The sequence below is a fragment of the Kosakonia arachidis genome (assembly GCF_900116535.1).
Lineage (GTDB): Bacteria > Pseudomonadota > Gammaproteobacteria > Enterobacterales > Enterobacteriaceae > Kosakonia > Kosakonia arachidis.
The window spans coordinates 1,313,861-1,329,862 of record NZ_FPAU01000001.1 but is presented as its reverse complement, the minus strand read 5'-3'; the positions used below and the strand labels follow the sequence as shown (position 1 = coordinate 1,329,862).

The window sequence follows — 16,002 nt, the reverse complement described above, 5'->3', positions numbered from 1 at the left end:
ACTCTTTGCCCCTCCCTTTGCGACAGCGAAAACATCAAATTCTTTAAAATCAACAAATTAAATAAAATGGCACGGCTGGTATGTTCCCTGCACAACAGAGTGTGGCAAAGCAATTCACACAACCAACAGGAGAAACACCATGACCATGCGTCAATGCGCCATTTACGGCAAAGGTGGTATCGGTAAATCCACCACCACGCAAAACCTGGTCGCCGCGCTGGCGGAGATGGGCAAGAAAGTGATGATCGTCGGCTGCGACCCGAAAGCAGACTCCACCCGTCTGATCCTGCATGCGAAAGCGCAGAACACTATTATGGAGATGGCGGCTGAAGTCGGTTCCGTGGAAGACCTGGAGCTGGAGGATGTGCTGCAAATCGGTTACGGCGACGTGCGCTGTGCAGAATCCGGCGGCCCGGAGCCAGGTGTTGGCTGTGCAGGTCGTGGGGTCATTACCGCTATTAACTTCCTTGAAGAAGAAGGCGCCTATGTTCCCGATCTCGATTTCGTCTTTTACGACGTGCTGGGCGACGTGGTGTGCGGGGGTTTCGCCATGCCAATCCGCGAAAATAAAGCGCAGGAGATCTACATCGTCTGCTCCGGCGAAATGATGGCGATGTACGCCGCCAACAACATCTCTAAAGGCATCGTGAAATACGCCAAATCTGGCAAAGTTCGCCTTGGCGGACTGATCTGTAACTCTCGCCAGACCGACCGCGAAGATGAGCTGATCATGGCGCTGGCGGAAAAACTTGGCACTCAGATGATCCACTTCGTTCCGCGCGACAACATTGTACAGCGCGCTGAAATCCGCCGTATGACAGTGATTGAGTACGATCCGAAATGCAACCAGGCCAACGAATACCGCACCCTGGCCAACAAGATCGTCAACAACACCAAAATGGTCGTGCCAACACCCATCACCATGGATGAACTGGAAGCGCTGTTGATGGAATTCGGCATTATGGATGTGGAAGACACCAGCATTATCGGTAAAACCGCCGCAGAAGAAAACGCGGTTTGATGCACGCCCGCCAACAGGAAGACGATTATGAGCAATGCAACAGGCGAACGTAATCTGGAGATCATCCAGGAAGTGCTGGAGATCTTTCCGGAAAAAACGCGCAAAGAACGCAGAAAGCACATGATGGTGAGTGACCCGGAGATGGAAAGCGTCGGGAAATGCATCATCTCCAACCGTAAGTCGCAGCCCGGTGTGATGACCGTCCGTGGTTGCTCTTACGCCGGTTCTAAAGGGGTGGTATTCGGGCCGATCAAAGATATGGCCCATATCTCCCACGGCCCGATCGGCTGCGGTCAGTACTCCCGCGCCGGGCGGCGTAACTACTACACCGGCGTCAGCGGCGTCGATAGCTTCGGTACGCTCAACTTTACCTCCGATTTTCAGGAGCGAGATATCGTGTTTGGCGGCGATAAAAAGCTGACCAAACTGATTGAAGAGATGGAAACGCTGTTCCCGCTAACCAAAGGGATTTCCATTCAGTCAGAATGCCCGGTCGGCCTGATTGGCGATGACATTGAAGCCGTCGCCAACGCCAGCCGCAAAGCCATCAATAAACCGGTTATTCCGGTGCGTTGCGAAGGCTTTCGCGGTGTTTCCCAGTCACTCGGCCACCACATTGCCAACGATGTGATCCGCGACTGGGTGCTGGATAACCGCGAAGGTAAGCCGTTTGAGGCTGGCCCTTATGACGTGGCGATCATCGGTGATTACAACATCGGCGGCGATGCCTGGGCTTCGCGCATTTTGCTCGAAGAGATGGGCCTGCGCGTGGTGGCGCAGTGGTCCGGCGACGGCACACTGGTTGAGATGGAGAACACGCCGTTCGTCAAACTCAATCTTGTGCACTGCTACCGCTCAATGAACTACATCTCCCGCCATATGGAGGAGAAACACGGTATTCCGTGGATGGAGTACAACTTCTTCGGCCCGACCAAAGTCGCCGAGTCGTTGCGCAAAATCGCCGATATGTTTGACGACACCATTCGCGCCAACGCCGAAGCGGTGATCGCCAAATATCAGGCGCAGAACGACGCCATCATCGCCAAATACCGTCCGCGTCTGGAAGGCCGCAAAGTGCTGCTCTATATGGGGGGGTTACGTCCTCGCCATGTGATTGGCGCTTATGAAGATCTGGGGATGGAAATTATCGCTGCGGGTTATGAATTTGCCCATAACGATGACTATGACCGCACCCTGCCGGATCTGAAAGAAGGCACTTTGTTGTTCGATGATGCCAGCAGTTATGAACTGGAAGCCTTTGTCAAAGCGCTGAAACCGGATCTGATCGGCTCCGGCATTAAAGAGAAGTACATCTTCCAGAAAATGGGTGTGCCGTTTCGCCAGATGCACTCCTGGGATTACTCCGGCCCCTATCACGGTTATGACGGCTTTGCCATCTTCGCCCGCGATATGGATATGACGATCAACAACCCCGCATGGGGCCAGTTGACCGCGCCGTGGCTGAAATCCGCCTGATTTTAATCCTGCTATCCCGTCTGTTCACCGATTTGTGGCGCGGGAGGAGAACACCATGAGCCAAAGTGCTGAGAAAATTCAAAACTGTCATCCGCTGTTTGAACAAGATGCGTACCAGATGCTGTTTAAAGATAAACGGCAACTGGAAGAGGCCCACGATCCGGCGCGCGTGCAGGAGGTCTTTCAATGGACCACCACGGCAGAGTATGAAGCGCTTAACTTTCAACGCGAAGCGCTGACAATCGATCCGGCCAAAGCCTGCCAGCCACTGGGCGCGGTACTTTGTGCGCTGGGCTTTGCCAATACCCTGCCGTATGTTCACGGCTCCCAGGGGTGTGTGGCCTATTTCCGCACCTATTTTAACCGTCACTTTAAAGAGCCCATTGCCTGTGTTTCGGACTCGATGACGGAAGATGCGGCAGTATTCGGCGGGAACAACAACCTGAACACCGGGTTGCAGAACGCCAGCGCCCTCTACAAGCCGGAAATCATTGCCGTCTCCACCACCTGTATGGCGGAGGTCATCGGCGACGATCTTCAGGCGTTTATTGCAAACGCCAAAAAAGATGGCTTTGTCGACGCGGCGATTCAGGTGCCTTACGCGCACACGCCAAGCTTTATCGGTAGCCATATCACCGGCTGGGACAATATGTTTGAGGGCTTTGCCCGTACCTTTACCGCCGATTACAGCGGGCAACCGGGCAAGTTACCGCGTATCAATCTGGTCAGCGGGTTTGAAACCTACCTCGGCAATTTCCGCGTGCTGAAACGCATGATGGCGCAAATGGAGGTGCCGTGCAGCCTGCTTTCCGATCCTTCCGAAGTACTGGATACTCCGGCAGACGGGCATTATCACATGTACGCTGGCGGTACGACCCAGCAGGAGATGCGCGAAGCGCCTGACGCGATCGACACCCTGCTGCTACAACCCTGGCAACTGGTGAAAAGCAAAAAAGTTGTGCAGGAAAGCTGGAACCAACCCGCCACCGAAGTGCAAATCCCGATGGGGCTGGCCGGAACAGACGAACTGCTGATGACAGTAAGCCAGTTAACCGGCAAAGCCATTCCGGATAGCTTAGCGCTGGAACGCGGTCGGCTGGTGGATATGATGCTCGACTCCCACACCTGGCTACACGGTAAGAAATTCGGCCTGTTCGGCGACCCGGATTTTGTCATGGGGCTGACCCGCTTCCTGCTGGAACTGGGATGCGAACCGACCGTTATTCTGTGTCATAACGGTAACAAACGCTGGCAGAAAGCGATGAAGAAAATGCTCGATGCCTCGCCGTACGGTAAAGAGAGCGAAGTCTTTATCAACTGCGATCTGTGGCATTTCCGCTCGTTGATGTTTACCCGTCAACCGGACTTTATGATCGGCAACTCCTACGCCAAGTTTATCCAGCGCGATACGCTGGCGAAGGGTGAACAGTTTGAAGTGCCGCTGATCCGCCTGGGGTTCCCGCTGTTCGATCGCCACCATCTGCACCGCCAGACCACCTGGGGTTACGAAGGGGCCATGAGTATCCTTACCACGCTGGTCAATGCGGTGCTGGAGAAAGTCGACAGAGAGACCATCAAGCTCGGCAAAACCGACTACAGCTTCGATCTTATCCGTTAACCATTACAGCCCCGCTCTGCGCGGGGCTCAGGGAGGCACTATGCCGGTCGTTATTATTCGCCAGCGCGGCGCGGATCTCTACTGTTATATCGCCAAGCAGGATCTGGAAGCGAAAATCCTGAATGTTGAGCACGACTCCCCGGAACGCTGGGGCGGCGCGATTTCTCTTGAGGGCGGTCGCCGCTATTACGTCAATCTGCAACCGGGACGGCCCTCATTTCCCATTAGCCTGCGCGCCACTCGCGACGCCCTGGTATAAGGAGATCAGCGATGTCCGACAACGATACCCTTTTCTGGCGGATGCTGGCGCTGTTCCAGGCGCTGCCGGAACTGCAACCCGCGCAAATCATGGCGTGGCTGACCGGCGACTGCGATGAGGCGCTGACGCCGGAACTGCTTGCCTCGCTGGATCAACGCTATCTTGAGCAACACTTTCCTCATGAGGAAGCATTAATGTCCGCCGGACGCTGGGCGCGGGTCAAAGCGTGCCTGAAAGGCGATCTGCCTGCCCATTTGCGTGTGATCGACCACGCGGTGCGTCGCCCTCAGTTGATTGTCGCCTTCTGCTCGCAGGATGGGATGGCAATCAATGGCCATTTTGGTCAGGGGCGGCTGTTTTTTATTTATGCCTTTGATGACCAGGGCGGCTGGCTGTATGACTTGCGCCGTTACGCTGCCAGCCCCGAGGACAAAGAGCCAAATGAGAGCCGCGCACAACTGCTCAGCGATTGCCATCTGCTGTTTTGCGAAGCCATTGGTGGCCCCGCCGCTGCCCGCCTGATCCGCCACAATATCCATCCGATGAAAGTCACCCCCGGCCAGACTATCACCTCGCAGTGTGACGCCATCAAAACGCTACTCAACGGACAACTGCCGCCGTGGCTGGCAAAACGCCTTGAGCGCGCCAACCCGCTGGAAGAACGGGTTTTCTGAATCCATCCCCTTCGGGGGATTTTTTTTGCGTTAACATTGCGCCAATTGTCTGCTTTGTTGCAAAACCGACACTTTTTTTCTCTTAAAAATCAATCACTCATTACTGGCTCGCGAATTGCACCTTCTGATACAACCCAACCAGATGATGAGGTGAAGATGAAGGGGAACGAGATCCTGGCTTTGCTCGATGAACCCGCCTGCGAGCACAACCATAAACAGAAATCCGGCTGCAGTGCGCCGAAACCCGGTGCAACGGCGGGCGGCTGCGCCTTTGACGGTGCGCAGATCACCCTACTGCCACTCTCCGATGTTGCCCACCTGGTACACGGCCCCATTGGTTGTACCGGTAGCTCATGGGATAACCGGGGCAGTTTCAGCTCCGGCCCGGCGCTCAACCGTCTGGGTTTTACCACCGATCTGAGCGAACAGGATGTGATCATGGGGCGCGGCGAGCGCCGCCTGTTCCATGCTGTGCGCCATATTGTCAACCGCTACCACCCGGCCGCCGTTTTTATCTATAACACCTGCGTACCCGCGATGGAGGGCGACGATATTGAGGCCGTCTGCCAGGCGGCAGAAACCGCCACCGGCGTACCGGTGATTGCCGTTGATGTCGCCGGTTTTTACGGCAGCAAAAATCTCGGCAATCGGCTGGCCGGTGAAGTGATGGTGAAAAAGGTGATTGGCGGGCGTGAACCCGCGCCGTGGCCGGAAGATACTCCGTTTGCTCCGGCGCACCGTCACGATATCGGGCTGATTGGCGAATTCAATATTGCCGGGGAGTTCTGGCACATCCAGCCGCTGCTTGATGAGCTGGGTATTCGCGTGCTCGGTAGTCTTTCCGGCGACGGGCGCTTTAGTGAAATCCAGACGCTGCACAGAGCGCAGGTCAATATGCTGGTCTGCTCCAGAGCGCTGATCAACGTTGCACGCTCGCTGGAGCAGCGCTATGGCACACCATGGTTTGAAGGCAGTTTTTATGGTGTGCGCGCCACGTCTGATGCCCTGCGTCAACTGGCGGCGCTGACCGGAGACCACGATCTGATGCAGCGCACTGAACAGCTCATTGCCCGTGAAGAACAACAAACAGAACAGGCGCTGGCCCCACTACGCGAGCGGCTGCGCGGACGCAAAGCGCTGCTCTACACTGGCGGAGTGAAATCCTGGTCGGTGGTCTCGGCGCTCCAGGATCTGGGCATGGAAGTGGTGGCGACCGGCACACGCAAATCCACCGAAGAGGACAAGCAGCGTATCCGCGAATTGATGGGCGCCGACGCGTTGATGCTTGATGAAGGTAACGCCCGCTCGTTGCTGGACGTAGTTTATCGCTATCAGGCAGACATGATGATCGCCGGGGGACGCAATATGTATACCGCTTACAAAGCGCGACTGCCGTTCCTCGATATTAATCAGGAGCGCGAGCACGCCTTTGCCGGCTACCGCGGCATTGTCACGCTGGCCGAACAGCTCTGCCTGACCATGGAAAGTCCGGTCTGGCCGCAAACCCATTCCCGCGCCCCATGGCAATAAGGAGCCCACAATGGCAGAAATTATCCGTAGTAAAAAACCGCTGGCCGTCAGTCCGGTGAAAAGCGGCCAGCCACTGGGCGCGATTCTGGCGAGCATGGGCGTTGAACAGAGCATTCCGCTGGTTCATGGTGCCCAGGGGTGCAGCGCCTTCGCGAAGGTCTTTTTTATTCAGCATTTTCATGATCCTATCCCGCTGCAATCGACGGCAATGGATCCGACATCCACCATTATGGGTGCCGATGAGAATATCTTCACTGCACTGAATGTGCTGTGCTCGCGCAACAACCCGAAAGCGATTGTTCTGCTGAGCACGGGCCTTTCCGAAGCGCAGGGCAGCGACATTTCGCGCGTGGTGCGCCAGTTCCGCGATGAATTTCCTCGCCATAAAGGGGTGGCGCTACTCACCGTTAACACACCAGATTTTTACGGTAGCCTGGAAAACGGCTACAGCGCGGTGCTGGAAAGCATGATTGAACAGTGGGTGCCGGAAAAGCCGCAGCCGGGTGTGCGCAATCGCCGCGTGAACCTGCTGCTCAGCCATTTGCTAACGCCGGGTGACGTCGAGCTGCTGCGCAGTTATGTTGAGGCATTTGGCCTGCAACCGGTGATTGTGCCGGATCTCTCCCAGTCACTGGACGGTCATCTGGCAAGTGGGGATTTCTCGCCGATTACTCAGGGCGGCAGCAGCCTGCGACTGATTGAACAGATGGGACAGAGCCTCGGCACTTTCGCCATTGGCGTTTCCCTCTCCCGCGCTGCGCAGTTGTTGGCGCAACGCAGCCACGCGGAAGTGGTCACACTGCCGCACCTGATGACCATGAGCCAGTGCGATATGTTTATTCATCAACTGAAACGCCTCTCCGGGCGCGACGTTCCGGCGTGGATCGAGCGCCAGCGCGGGCAGTTGCAGGATGCGATGATCGATTGTCATATGTGGTTGCAGGGCGCGCCTGTCGCGCTGGCCGCCGAAGGCGATCTGCTCGCCGCCTGGTGCGATTTCGCCCGCGATATGGGCATGGTTCCCGGCCCGGTGGTGGCGCCAGTGAGCCAGAAAGGGTTGCAGGATCTGCCGGTTGAAAAAGTCATCATCGGCGATCTGGAAGATATGCAGGATCTGTTGTGTGAAACGCCGGCATCGCTGCTGGTGTCCAATTCCCACGCTGCTGATTTGGCAGAGCAATTCGACATTCCGCTGGTGCGCGTCGGGTTCCCGCTGTTCGACCGTCTGGGCGAATTTCGCCGCGTGCGCCAGGGTTACGCCGGGATGCGCGACACCTTGTTTGAGCTGGCAAACACGCTGCGCGATCGCCACCATCATCTTGCCGCTTATCACTCCCCGCTGCGCCAGCGTTTTTACGAACCCGCATCTTCGGGAGGTGACTATGCAACATGTTAGCCGACAATTCAGCACCATATGCGACTGCGAATGGTCGATGAGAGTGGCCTTTGCCAGTTCGGATTACCACCATGTCGATCAGCATTTCGGCGCCACGCCGCGGCTGGTGGTGTACGGCGTCAAAGAGGATGACGTTACTCTGCTGCGGGTGGTGGATTTCTCGGTACTGCCCGGCCATCAACAGGAGAAACTGACCAGCCGGATTAGCGCGCTGGAGGATTGCGTGACGCTCTACTGCGTGGCGATCGGTGAAACGGTTTTTCGCCAGCTTTTGCAAGTCGGCGTGCGCGCGGTGCGCGTTCCGGCAGATACGCCGATTGCCGGGCTGTTGCAGGAAATTCAACACTACTGGTACGACAAAGAGCAGCGAAGAAGTGAGCGCAGTCGCAATCCCGATCGCTTTGCCAGCTTGCTGCAAGAGGATGAGTGGCAGGAAGAGGATAAGCGCTAGGCAGTGTCCTTTAATTGCCTGAGTCATAGTAACTATCTGTTTTAACAATGGATTGAACTATGGCTCACTACGTTCTACCTGATGAAATATGGGCTCTCATCCAGCCCTTATTACCTGCTGAACCAGCAACACCACGGGCCGGACGTCCATGGGCAGAACATTGTATAATCATCAACAGCATGTTTCGGGTGCTGTGCTCAGGTATATCCGGCGCTACGATTTCAGCCTGGTTAGACGAAGGTGAAGTATTATACCCCCCAGAAACCTGTTTTCAGGTTACCGCTGGCAGTTATTTAGAATATGGCTGGCACATCGGGGCAAAGGTTTACAGGTTGAAAGAAGTCTTTTCGCCCATGGGTACAGATAAAGTCCCTTTCTTAACAGATGTTGCTAAGTTACAGCGTCAGCAGATGAATCACTACGTAACACATTGATAAAACTATATTTTCCGATCCAAACCGACCATTGATTCAGATTTGTTTCGGCCAAATCTGGCCACACGACTGAATCGGTGGTCCTGTCGTCAGAATCCTGCGAAAAAAATGGACAATACTTCTTCCTGATAACAAATCCCCCGGAAAAGCAGGGGGCTACCTGGCTCATTGAGATAATAATAAACCTAACCCCCGTATTCACTTTCTTTATCTGATCAAGATATGTATATCGTGAAATATCGGAATTCGAAACCCCATTTCTTTTTTTTCGGAACATAAACTATTTTTTTTGACGTTCAAACCAGTTATTGCAGAGAGGTCCGGGTAAGTTCTAATGTTTCATAATTGAAGTTAATCTACGAAAACGGACTCCCATCTGAGTCAGCTGGCTTATAAGCCTAACTATAATGAACAGTAAATTGAAGTGTAAACATCCCGTTAAACCATTCATTCCATTTACATGCGTTAAATAAATTTCACCAGCTGGTTAAAGTTTACCCACTAAGATTACTCGTTCAGCAGGAAATATCCAAAAGAAATATCTGATCCCATTTCACCACAACTGTATCGGATAGGTACTGCCATTTAATAACATTAAAACCTACAGATTAATTAAAAGGAAACATATTAATCTAAATATGTAATTTTAATAGATTTATATTCCATAATAACGATTGTGGATGAATAATACCACTTTCATGGGAGCATATGATTTATTGGTCTCCCCCTACAACATCCACTTAATTTTAATAGGGGGGAGTGAGTGGACATAAGAAAAAAGTTAACGAGGAGTCATATTTTAACGCGCCTTAACGCTTATGGATTCCTTGAGTGCGCAAATGCCATGAGATATCTTCATTACATCTGCAACGAGGATATTTTAAGCATTCCAGATCTCCGTTATATTTATAGTGAAATTACTGCGTGTTTGAAAAATCATGCGACAAATAGTAGTCGATTTGGCTTAGCTAATGCAGATGCTATGTCCTATTTTCAAGATTTAGAATCACTAAGGGAAGAGCTGGAGTTTGTTATTTCAATTACTCATGCGTAAATTTCTGTCTTTTATCGACTGAAAAAATGTATGCCGAAGAGCGACTTCAGGCCGAAATTATTCAAATAAAGTGATGAAGCTATTAGACCAAAAACGGATGTGTACAGACACTTACTGAGTCAGGAAAATCAGATAATCGCTGACTGGCTTATTCACAGCACTGACAACCAACCTAATTACTCCTGACCTTGCCCACCGGTTAAAACGGTTGTACACCCTCTTCCATGGACCCTGTCGCTCAGGCAATCAAGGAACACTGCCTGCTTCTCTTTCTGTGTCAGCTCTGTGACAAAGCCAACATAAAACTGCGACACAGGTCGCGGTTTTATGTCAGGTAGAAAATCATCTCTTTGAAATATAAGCATTAAAATTTCTGGTACTGCTTTTGCTTCAACACTATCACACGCTGTTGATTGACACGGTGTAATGCGCTCCGGCGCGTTCCGTCATACATACTGGGAGCCAAAAGCATGTGGAATTACTCCGAGAAAGTGAAAGATCATTTTTTTAATCCCCGTAACGCACGGGTGGTGGAAAACGCCAACGCCGTGGGTGATGTGGGATCGTTAAGCTGTGGCGATGCGTTACGGCTGATGCTGCGAGTGGATCCGCAAGATGAAACCATTCTTGAGGCCGGGTTTCAGACCTTTGGCTGCGGCAGCGCAATTGCCTCTTCTTCCGCCTTAACGGAACTGATTATCGGCCGCACGCTGGCGCAGGCCGAACAGGTCACTAACCAACAGATTGCCGATTATCTTGACGGTTTACCGCCGCAAAAAATGCACTGCTCGGTCATGGGCCAGGAAGCGCTGCGCGCTGCCATTGCCAACTACCGCGGTGAAACGCTGGAAGATGACCACGAAGAAGGCGCGCTGATTTGTAAGTGCTTTGGCGTGGATGAAGGACAGATTCGCCGTGCAGTGCTGAGCAACGGGCTGACCACGCTGGAAGAGGTGATCAACTACACCAAAGCAGGCGGCGGCTGTACCTCATGCCATGAAAAAATCGAACTGGCGCTGGCCGACATTCTCGCGCAGCACCCGCAGGTCGCCGCACCGGTTGCGACAACCAAAGATCCACACTGGCAGGAAGTGGTTGATGCCATCACCGAGCTGCGCCCGCATATTCAGGCCGATGGCGGCGATATGTCGCTGCTCAGCGTGGCAAACCATAAAGTTACGGTCAGTCTCTCCGGCAGTTGTAGCGGCTGCATGATGACCGACATGACGCTCGCCTGGTTACAGCAAAAGCTGATGGAACGCACCGGCTGTTATATGGAAGTCGTGGCCGCCGAAGCCGCAGCGTATTAACAGAGAGGGGAAGAACATGAAACAGGTTTATCTGGATAACAACGCCACCACGCGAATCGATCCGATGGTGCTGGAAGCGATGATGCCCTTTCTGACCGAGCATTATGGCAACCCGTCTTCGATTCATGATTTCGGCACACCTTCCCGCGCGGCCCTTGAGCGCGCGCACCAGCAGGTTGCCGACCTGCTTGGCGCCGATCATGCCAGCGAGATTATTTTCACCTCTTGCGCCACCGAAGCCACGTCAACGGCGCTGCTCGCCTCTGTTGAACTGATGCCGGAGCGCCGGGAAATTATTACCACTGCGGTAGAGCACCCGGCTACGCTCGCCGTCTGCGAACACCTTGAGCGCCAGGGTTATCTGATCCACCGCATTGGCGTTAATGCCGACGGTGCGCTGGATATGGAGCAGTACCGCCAGGCGCTAAGCCCGCAGGTAGCGGTGGTAAGCGTGATGTGGGCGAACAACGAAACCGGCGTGTTGTTCCCGGTGATTGAAATGGCGGCCATGGCTCAGGAATACGGCGCGCTGTTCCACTGCGATGCGGTACAGGTAGTCGGAAAAATTCCGCTGGATATTGGCCGCACGCAGATCGATATGCTCTCCTGTTCGGCGCACAAACTGCACGGACCGAAAGGCGTCGGCTGCCTCTATCTGCGGCGCGGGACTCGTTTTCGCCCGCTACTGCGCGGCGGCCATCAGGAGCGCGGGCGCCGCGCCGGGACGGAAAACATCGCCGGGATTGTCGGCATGGGCTCGGCCTGCGAACTGGCGCAGATCCATCTGCCGGGAGCCCCCTCGCTGGCGCAATTGCGCGATCGACTGGAAGAAGGGCTCATAGCGCAGGTGCCTTCAGTAATGGTGATGGGCGGCAACCAGCCACGCGTACCGGGCACCACCAATCTGGCGTTTGAGTTTATTGAAGGGGAAGCCATTTTATTGCTGCTGAATCAGATGGGAATTGCGGCGTCGAGCGGCAGCGCCTGTACCTCGGGCTCGCTGGAGCCTTCGCATGTCATGCGAGCGATGAACATTCCTTATACCGCCGCGCACGGCACGATTCGTTTCTCGCTATCGCGCTATACGCGTGAGAAAGAGATCGACTACGTGATCGACACCCTGCCAACGATTATTGCCCGCCTGAGGATGCTCTCGCCCTACTGGCAGGAAGGGAAAACCGTGGCGACCGACTCGGCATTTGCGCCGTTATACGGCTAAGGCGGCGAGCATGAACGTGCTTATCAACGACACCACCCTGCGCGACGGCGAACAGAGCCCCGGCGTCGCTTTTCTCGCCAGCGAGAAAATTGCCATCGCCGAGGCGCTATTTTCCGCGGGCATAACCGCGCTCGAAATCGGCACGCCAGCGATGGGCGATGAGGAGCGCCAGCGTATTTTACAAGTACGCCAGCATTTGCCCGCCGCCACGCTGATGTCCTGGTGTCGGATGAACAGTGACGAGATCCGCCAGAGCGCGGATCTCGGTATGGATTGGGTGGATATCTCCCTGCCCGCTTCCGATAAGCTGCGCCAGTACAAGCTTCGCGAGCCGCTGCCGCAGTTGCTCGATAAACTGGGGACGTTGATTGCACAAGCGAGGACGCTGGGAATGCAGGTCTGTGTCGGCTGTGAAGATGCCTCTCGCGCCAGCGATCAGACGTTGAACCAGATTGCCGATATCGCCCGCGAAGCAGGGGCAAAACGGCTGCGTTTTGCCGACACTCTTGGCCTGCTCGATCCCTTTACCACGACTACCCGCATTCAGGCGCTTGGCGAATACTGGTCGGGTGAAATCGAAATGCACGCGCACAACGATCTGGGGCTGGCGACCGCCAATACGCTGGCGGCGGTGCGTGCCGGAGCCACCAGCGTCAACACTACGGTGCTGGGGCTGGGCGAACGCGCAGGCAATGCCGCACTGGAAACCGTTGCGCTGAGCCTGAGCCGCTGCCTGCAACGGGATTGTGGCGTTGATTTTACGCGCCTGCCATCCCTGTGCCAGACCGTGGCCAATGCGACGCAGCGGGCGATTGACCCGCAGCAGCCGCTGGTCGGTTCGCAGGTGTTCACCCATGAATCTGGCGTTCATGTCGCAGCGCTGCTGCGCGATCGCGAAAGCTATCAGGCGATTGATCCGGCGCTGATGGGGCGTGAGTACCGGCTGGTGCTGGGCAAACACTCCGGTCGTCAGGCGGTGGATGGCGTCTTCGCCCGCATGGGGTATCACCTCGACACCCTGCAAATCGATCTGCTTCTGCCGGCGATCCGCCGCTTTGCTGAGCGCTGGAAACGCACGCCAAAAGAGGATGAACTGGTGGCACTCTACGATGCGCTGTGCGGGGAATCTGCACATTTTGCGAGGGGCTGATAATGGAATGGTTTTATCAAATCCCCGGCGTGGATGAACTCGATAGCGCCGAATCCTTTTTTGAGTTTTTCAGCGTGCCTTATGACCCGCTGGTGCTGCGCCACTGCTGTCTGCCGGTGTTAAGGGAGTTTCACCAACGGTTGCGGCAAAACGTACCGCTACGCAATCTGCTTGAAGAGGCGCCCCGTGCCCCGTGGCTGTTGGCGCGCAGGTTACTGACGGAGAGCTATCAGCACCACCTTCCGGAGCATACCCCATGAGACAAAAATTCGATTTTGGCGAAGAGGTGCGCGTTACCCGCGCCATTCGCAATGACGGCACCATGCGCGGCTTTGCGCGCGGCGATCTGCTGGTTCGTCGCGGCAGTACCGGTTTTGTTCGCGAATGGGGTACGTTTTTGATGGATCAGATTATCTATCAGGTGCATTTTCTTGATGATGATTTAGTGGTTGGTTGCCGGGAGCAGGAACTGCTACCGCTATCTGTGCCATGGCACGCCGGGCAGTTTCAGTATGGCGATCGTGTTGCCTGTCGCCACGCGCTGTCAGTGAATGGCAAAGTGGTGATCGCCGCCGGAGAACATGGCCGTATTGAAGGCACAGGCCAGGGAGAAAGCGGAGAGAGTTACACTGTCACGTTTTCCGGGCGCTGGTTCCAGGTGCCCGCCAGCGCCATGATCCTGCTGGAGGCTGACGCATGACACCGTGGCAACGCTTCGCCCGGCGGCGGCTGGCAATATCACGCTGGCAGTGTGAACCGGAGCATATTCCTGCCGATCAGCAAACCGCTTTCGAGGAGGCCTTCACCCGCCAGTGCCAGCTGGAACAAGCTGTAGTGGACGTTGCTGTCGGTGCCCCCCTGCCGGATAGCGTACTGCAGAGTGTCGCGACCTCGCTGGCAAGCTTGCTGGATGAGGGGGATTTTTCTGTTGACGAGCAACAGACCGTGGTCCGGCATCATGCCCGTATGGAGTGGCAGTTCGCCGATGTTGCCGGACGCGCCCCGTTGCCTGATGATTTGCAAGTGCTGGCGTGGTATCAACAACATCAGGCGCAGTTTATGCGCCCGCCGCAGCGGCTAACATCGCACCTATTGCTGACGGTCGATAACGACGATGCCACAGTGCAGCGTCAGATCCGCCGCTTTCATCAGGACATTAGCGCCTCACGCCAGGCCTTTGCCCGGCTGGCGCAGCGCTACTCCCACTGCCCCAGTGCGCTGGAGGGCGGGCGTCTGGGCTGGATAAGCCAAGGGCTGCTCTATCCGGAACTCGATGCCACACTGTTTGCGCTGGCGGAAAATGACCTCAGCGCACCCATCGAAACCCGCCTCGGCTGGCATCTGTTGTGGTGCGAAGCGATCCGTGACGCCGCACCGATGCTACAGGAGGAAGCACTGGAAAAAGCAAGAAGCTATTTAATTCGTCAACATCAGCAGCAGTATCAGCGCCAGTGGCTGGCGGCGTTAACCCGCAGCGTGAAGGCGGGATAATTTCACTGCCCTTCAGAACAACAATGCCGCCGGATGGCGATTATGCTTATCTGACCCGGAGCCAGGTTCCCCCACACAGGTCGGATAAGGCTCAACCGCCATCTGGTGTTCACCGTTCAACATTGTCACATTGCCTGACGGCACGAGCGCTTATCAGGTCTTTCTGTCAAACCTGTTGTTATTGCCGGGTAAACGCCGAGTTACCCGGCGATATCACTTACAAAAATACCGGTTTAAGCGTTTCCAGCCAGGCATCCAGGCGCTCGTCGGTCAGGTCATACTGATTGTCCTGATCGATCACTAAGCCGACAAATTTATCCGCTTCCAGTGCCGATGAGGCGTTGAATTCATAGCCTTCATTCGGCCAGTGACCAACCATCTGTGCGCCGCTGTTTATCAGCGCGTCATACAGCGCGCGCAAGCCACTGACAAAGTTATCCGGGTAGCCCACCTGGTCGCCAAGACCAAACAGCGCCACAGTTTTGCCGCTCAGGCTGTTGCTATCGAGCTGGGCGATAAACTCTCCCCATGATGCTTCTTCACAGCCAGCATTCAGCCCCGGCAGTTGCCCGTCTCCGAGCGTCGGCGTCCCCAGCAGCAGTACCGGATAAGAAAGAAATGTGTCGAGATCGGTACGGTTGATATTCATCGGCGCATCGGCCGCTGCACCCAGTTTTTTGTGGATCATTTTGGCAATTTTGCGGGTTTTGCCCGTATCGGTACCGAAAAAAATTCCAATGTTAGCCATCGCGTGCTCCTGTGAGAAAAAGTGTAAATCCGCCCTGAAAAGGCAGCTATCACCGGAGATATTGCGAAGGCTGTGCCAATTTTTTGCCGGGCAATGTCTGCACTGTATTGGCCAGTTATGCACCAGCGCAGCGCTTTTTTATCCACCCGTTTGGCCTGTGCCGCGCACAGC

Annotated in this window: 15 protein-coding genes and 1 pseudogene; 15 read left to right on the top strand and 1 reads right to left on the bottom strand. The window is 55.1% G+C overall.

All coding sequences use genetic code 11. The features are described 5' to 3' along the window. Positions 1–139: 139 nt before the first annotated feature. From nifH to nifM, 15 genes and pseudogenes are all read left to right on the top strand, one after another. On the top strand, positions 140–1,021 hold the full coding sequence (gene nifH / locus BM427_RS06505; RefSeq protein ID WP_090120218.1) for a nitrogenase iron protein: 882 nt from the start codon (positions 140–142) through the stop codon (positions 1,019–1,021). 27 nt (positions 1,022–1,048) lie between these two features. Further along, positions 1,049–2,497 carry a nitrogenase molybdenum-iron protein alpha chain gene (nifD, locus tag BM427_RS06500; protein WP_090120217.1) on the top strand — a complete coding sequence of 483 codons (1,449 nt, stop codon included), beginning with the start codon at positions 1,049–1,051 and terminating at the stop codon, positions 2,495–2,497. Positions 2,498–2,552: 55 nt separating this feature from the next. Next, a complete protein-coding gene (gene nifK / locus BM427_RS06495; RefSeq protein ID WP_090120215.1) occupies positions 2,553–4,115 on the top strand; it encodes a nitrogenase molybdenum-iron protein subunit beta in 1,563 nt (520 codons plus the stop codon). 40 nt (positions 4,116–4,155) lie between these two features. Further along, positions 4,156–4,374 (top strand): putative nitrogen fixation protein NifT, encoded by a 219-nt coding sequence (gene nifT, locus BM427_RS06490; protein WP_090120213.1) that lies wholly within the window; start codon positions 4,156–4,158, stop codon positions 4,372–4,374. Positions 4,375–4,385: 11 nt separating this feature from the next. Next, positions 4,386–5,048: a NifB/NifX family molybdenum-iron cluster-binding protein gene (locus BM427_RS06485; protein ID WP_090120212.1), complete on the top strand. Its 663-nt coding sequence runs from the start codon at positions 4,386–4,388 to the stop codon at positions 5,046–5,048. A 156-nt stretch (positions 5,049–5,204) separates the two neighbouring features. Next, positions 5,205–6,578, top strand: coding sequence for a nitrogenase iron-molybdenum cofactor biosynthesis protein NifE (gene nifE, locus BM427_RS06480; protein ID WP_090120210.1), 1,374 nt, complete (start codon positions 5,205–5,207; stop codon positions 6,576–6,578). A 10-nt stretch (positions 6,579–6,588) separates the two neighbouring features. Beyond that, on the top strand, positions 6,589–7,974 hold the full coding sequence (gene nifN / locus BM427_RS06475; protein WP_090120208.1) for a nitrogenase iron-molybdenum cofactor biosynthesis protein NifN: 1,386 nt from the start codon (positions 6,589–6,591) through the stop codon (positions 7,972–7,974). Then, a complete protein-coding gene (locus tag BM427_RS06470; protein WP_090120207.1) occupies positions 7,961–8,425 on the top strand; it encodes a NifB/NifX family molybdenum-iron cluster-binding protein in 465 nt (154 codons plus the stop codon). Before nifN ends, BM427_RS06470 begins: the two co-directional genes overlap by 14 nt. Before the next feature lie 59 nt (positions 8,426–8,484). Next, positions 8,485–8,628: pseudogene (locus tag BM427_RS25220) on the top strand (IS5/IS1182 family transposase); the annotation flags it as partial. Positions 8,629–10,383: 1,755 nt separating this feature from the next. After that, positions 10,384–11,223 carry a Fe-S cluster assembly protein NifU gene (nifU, locus tag BM427_RS06455; protein WP_090120201.1) on the top strand — a complete coding sequence of 280 codons (840 nt, stop codon included), beginning with the start codon at positions 10,384–10,386 and terminating at the stop codon, positions 11,221–11,223. 16 nt (positions 11,224–11,239) lie between these two features. Beyond that, a complete protein-coding gene (gene nifS / locus BM427_RS06450; protein ID WP_090120199.1) occupies positions 11,240–12,442 on the top strand; it encodes a cysteine desulfurase NifS in 1,203 nt (400 codons plus the stop codon). Positions 12,443–12,452: 10 nt separating this feature from the next. After that, a complete protein-coding gene (nifV, locus tag BM427_RS06445; protein WP_090120197.1) occupies positions 12,453–13,592 on the top strand; it encodes a homocitrate synthase in 1,140 nt (379 codons plus the stop codon). Next, the gene (locus BM427_RS06440) at positions 13,592–13,852 is read left to right on the top strand and encodes a nitrogenase-stabilizing/protective protein NifW (protein ID WP_175539131.1); all 261 of its coding nucleotides are present in this window, start codon (positions 13,592–13,594) and stop codon (positions 13,850–13,852) included. The genes nifV and BM427_RS06440 overlap by 1 nt, the downstream gene beginning before the upstream one ends. Beyond that, positions 13,849–14,292, top strand: a complete 444-nt coding sequence (locus BM427_RS06435; protein WP_090120194.1) for a nitrogen fixation protein NifZ — start codon at positions 13,849–13,851, stop codon at positions 14,290–14,292. Before BM427_RS06440 ends, BM427_RS06435 begins: the two co-directional genes overlap by 4 nt. Then, positions 14,289–15,083 carry a nitrogen fixation protein NifM gene (gene nifM / locus BM427_RS06430; protein WP_090120192.1) on the top strand — a complete coding sequence of 265 codons (795 nt, stop codon included), beginning with the start codon at positions 14,289–14,291 and terminating at the stop codon, positions 15,081–15,083. Before BM427_RS06435 ends, nifM begins: the two co-directional genes overlap by 4 nt. A 217-nt stretch (positions 15,084–15,300) precedes the next feature. Here the strand turns inward: nifM and BM427_RS06425 are convergent, their stop codons facing one another. Next, the gene (locus tag BM427_RS06425; protein WP_090120191.1) at positions 15,301–15,831 is read right to left on the bottom strand and encodes a flavodoxin; all 531 of its coding nucleotides are present in this window, start codon (positions 15,829–15,831) and stop codon (positions 15,301–15,303) included. Positions 15,832–16,002: the final 171 nt, after the last annotated feature.

Coding starts and splice junctions, on each gene's coding strand:
- nifS (WP_090120199.1), top strand. CDS start 11,240: ATGAAACAGGTTTATCTGGATAACAACGCCACCACGCGAATCGATCCG.
- BM427_RS06470 (WP_090120207.1), top strand. CDS start 7,961: ATGCAACATGTTAGCCGACAATTCAGCACCATATGCGACTGCGAATGG.
- nifM (WP_090120192.1), top strand. CDS start 14,289: ATGACACCGTGGCAACGCTTCGCCCGGCGGCGGCTGGCAATATCACGC.
- nifD (WP_090120217.1), top strand. CDS start 1,049: ATGAGCAATGCAACAGGCGAACGTAATCTGGAGATCATCCAGGAAGTG.
- nifT (WP_090120213.1), top strand. CDS start 4,156: ATGCCGGTCGTTATTATTCGCCAGCGCGGCGCGGATCTCTACTGTTAT.
- nifV (WP_090120197.1), top strand. CDS start 12,453: ATGAACGTGCTTATCAACGACACCACCCTGCGCGACGGCGAACAGAGC.
- BM427_RS06485 (WP_090120212.1), top strand. CDS start 4,386: ATGTCCGACAACGATACCCTTTTCTGGCGGATGCTGGCGCTGTTCCAG.
- nifN (WP_090120208.1), top strand. CDS start 6,589: ATGGCAGAAATTATCCGTAGTAAAAAACCGCTGGCCGTCAGTCCGGTG.
- nifK (WP_090120215.1), top strand. CDS start 2,553: ATGAGCCAAAGTGCTGAGAAAATTCAAAACTGTCATCCGCTGTTTGAA.
- nifH (WP_090120218.1), top strand. CDS start 140: ATGACCATGCGTCAATGCGCCATTTACGGCAAAGGTGGTATCGGTAAA.
- nifE (WP_090120210.1), top strand. CDS start 5,205: ATGAAGGGGAACGAGATCCTGGCTTTGCTCGATGAACCCGCCTGCGAG.
- BM427_RS06435 (WP_090120194.1), top strand. CDS start 13,849: ATGAGACAAAAATTCGATTTTGGCGAAGAGGTGCGCGTTACCCGCGCC.
- BM427_RS06425 (WP_090120191.1), bottom strand. CDS start 15,831: ATGGCTAACATTGGAATTTTTTTCGGTACCGATACGGGCAAAACCCGC.
- nifU (WP_090120201.1), top strand. CDS start 10,384: ATGTGGAATTACTCCGAGAAAGTGAAAGATCATTTTTTTAATCCCCGT.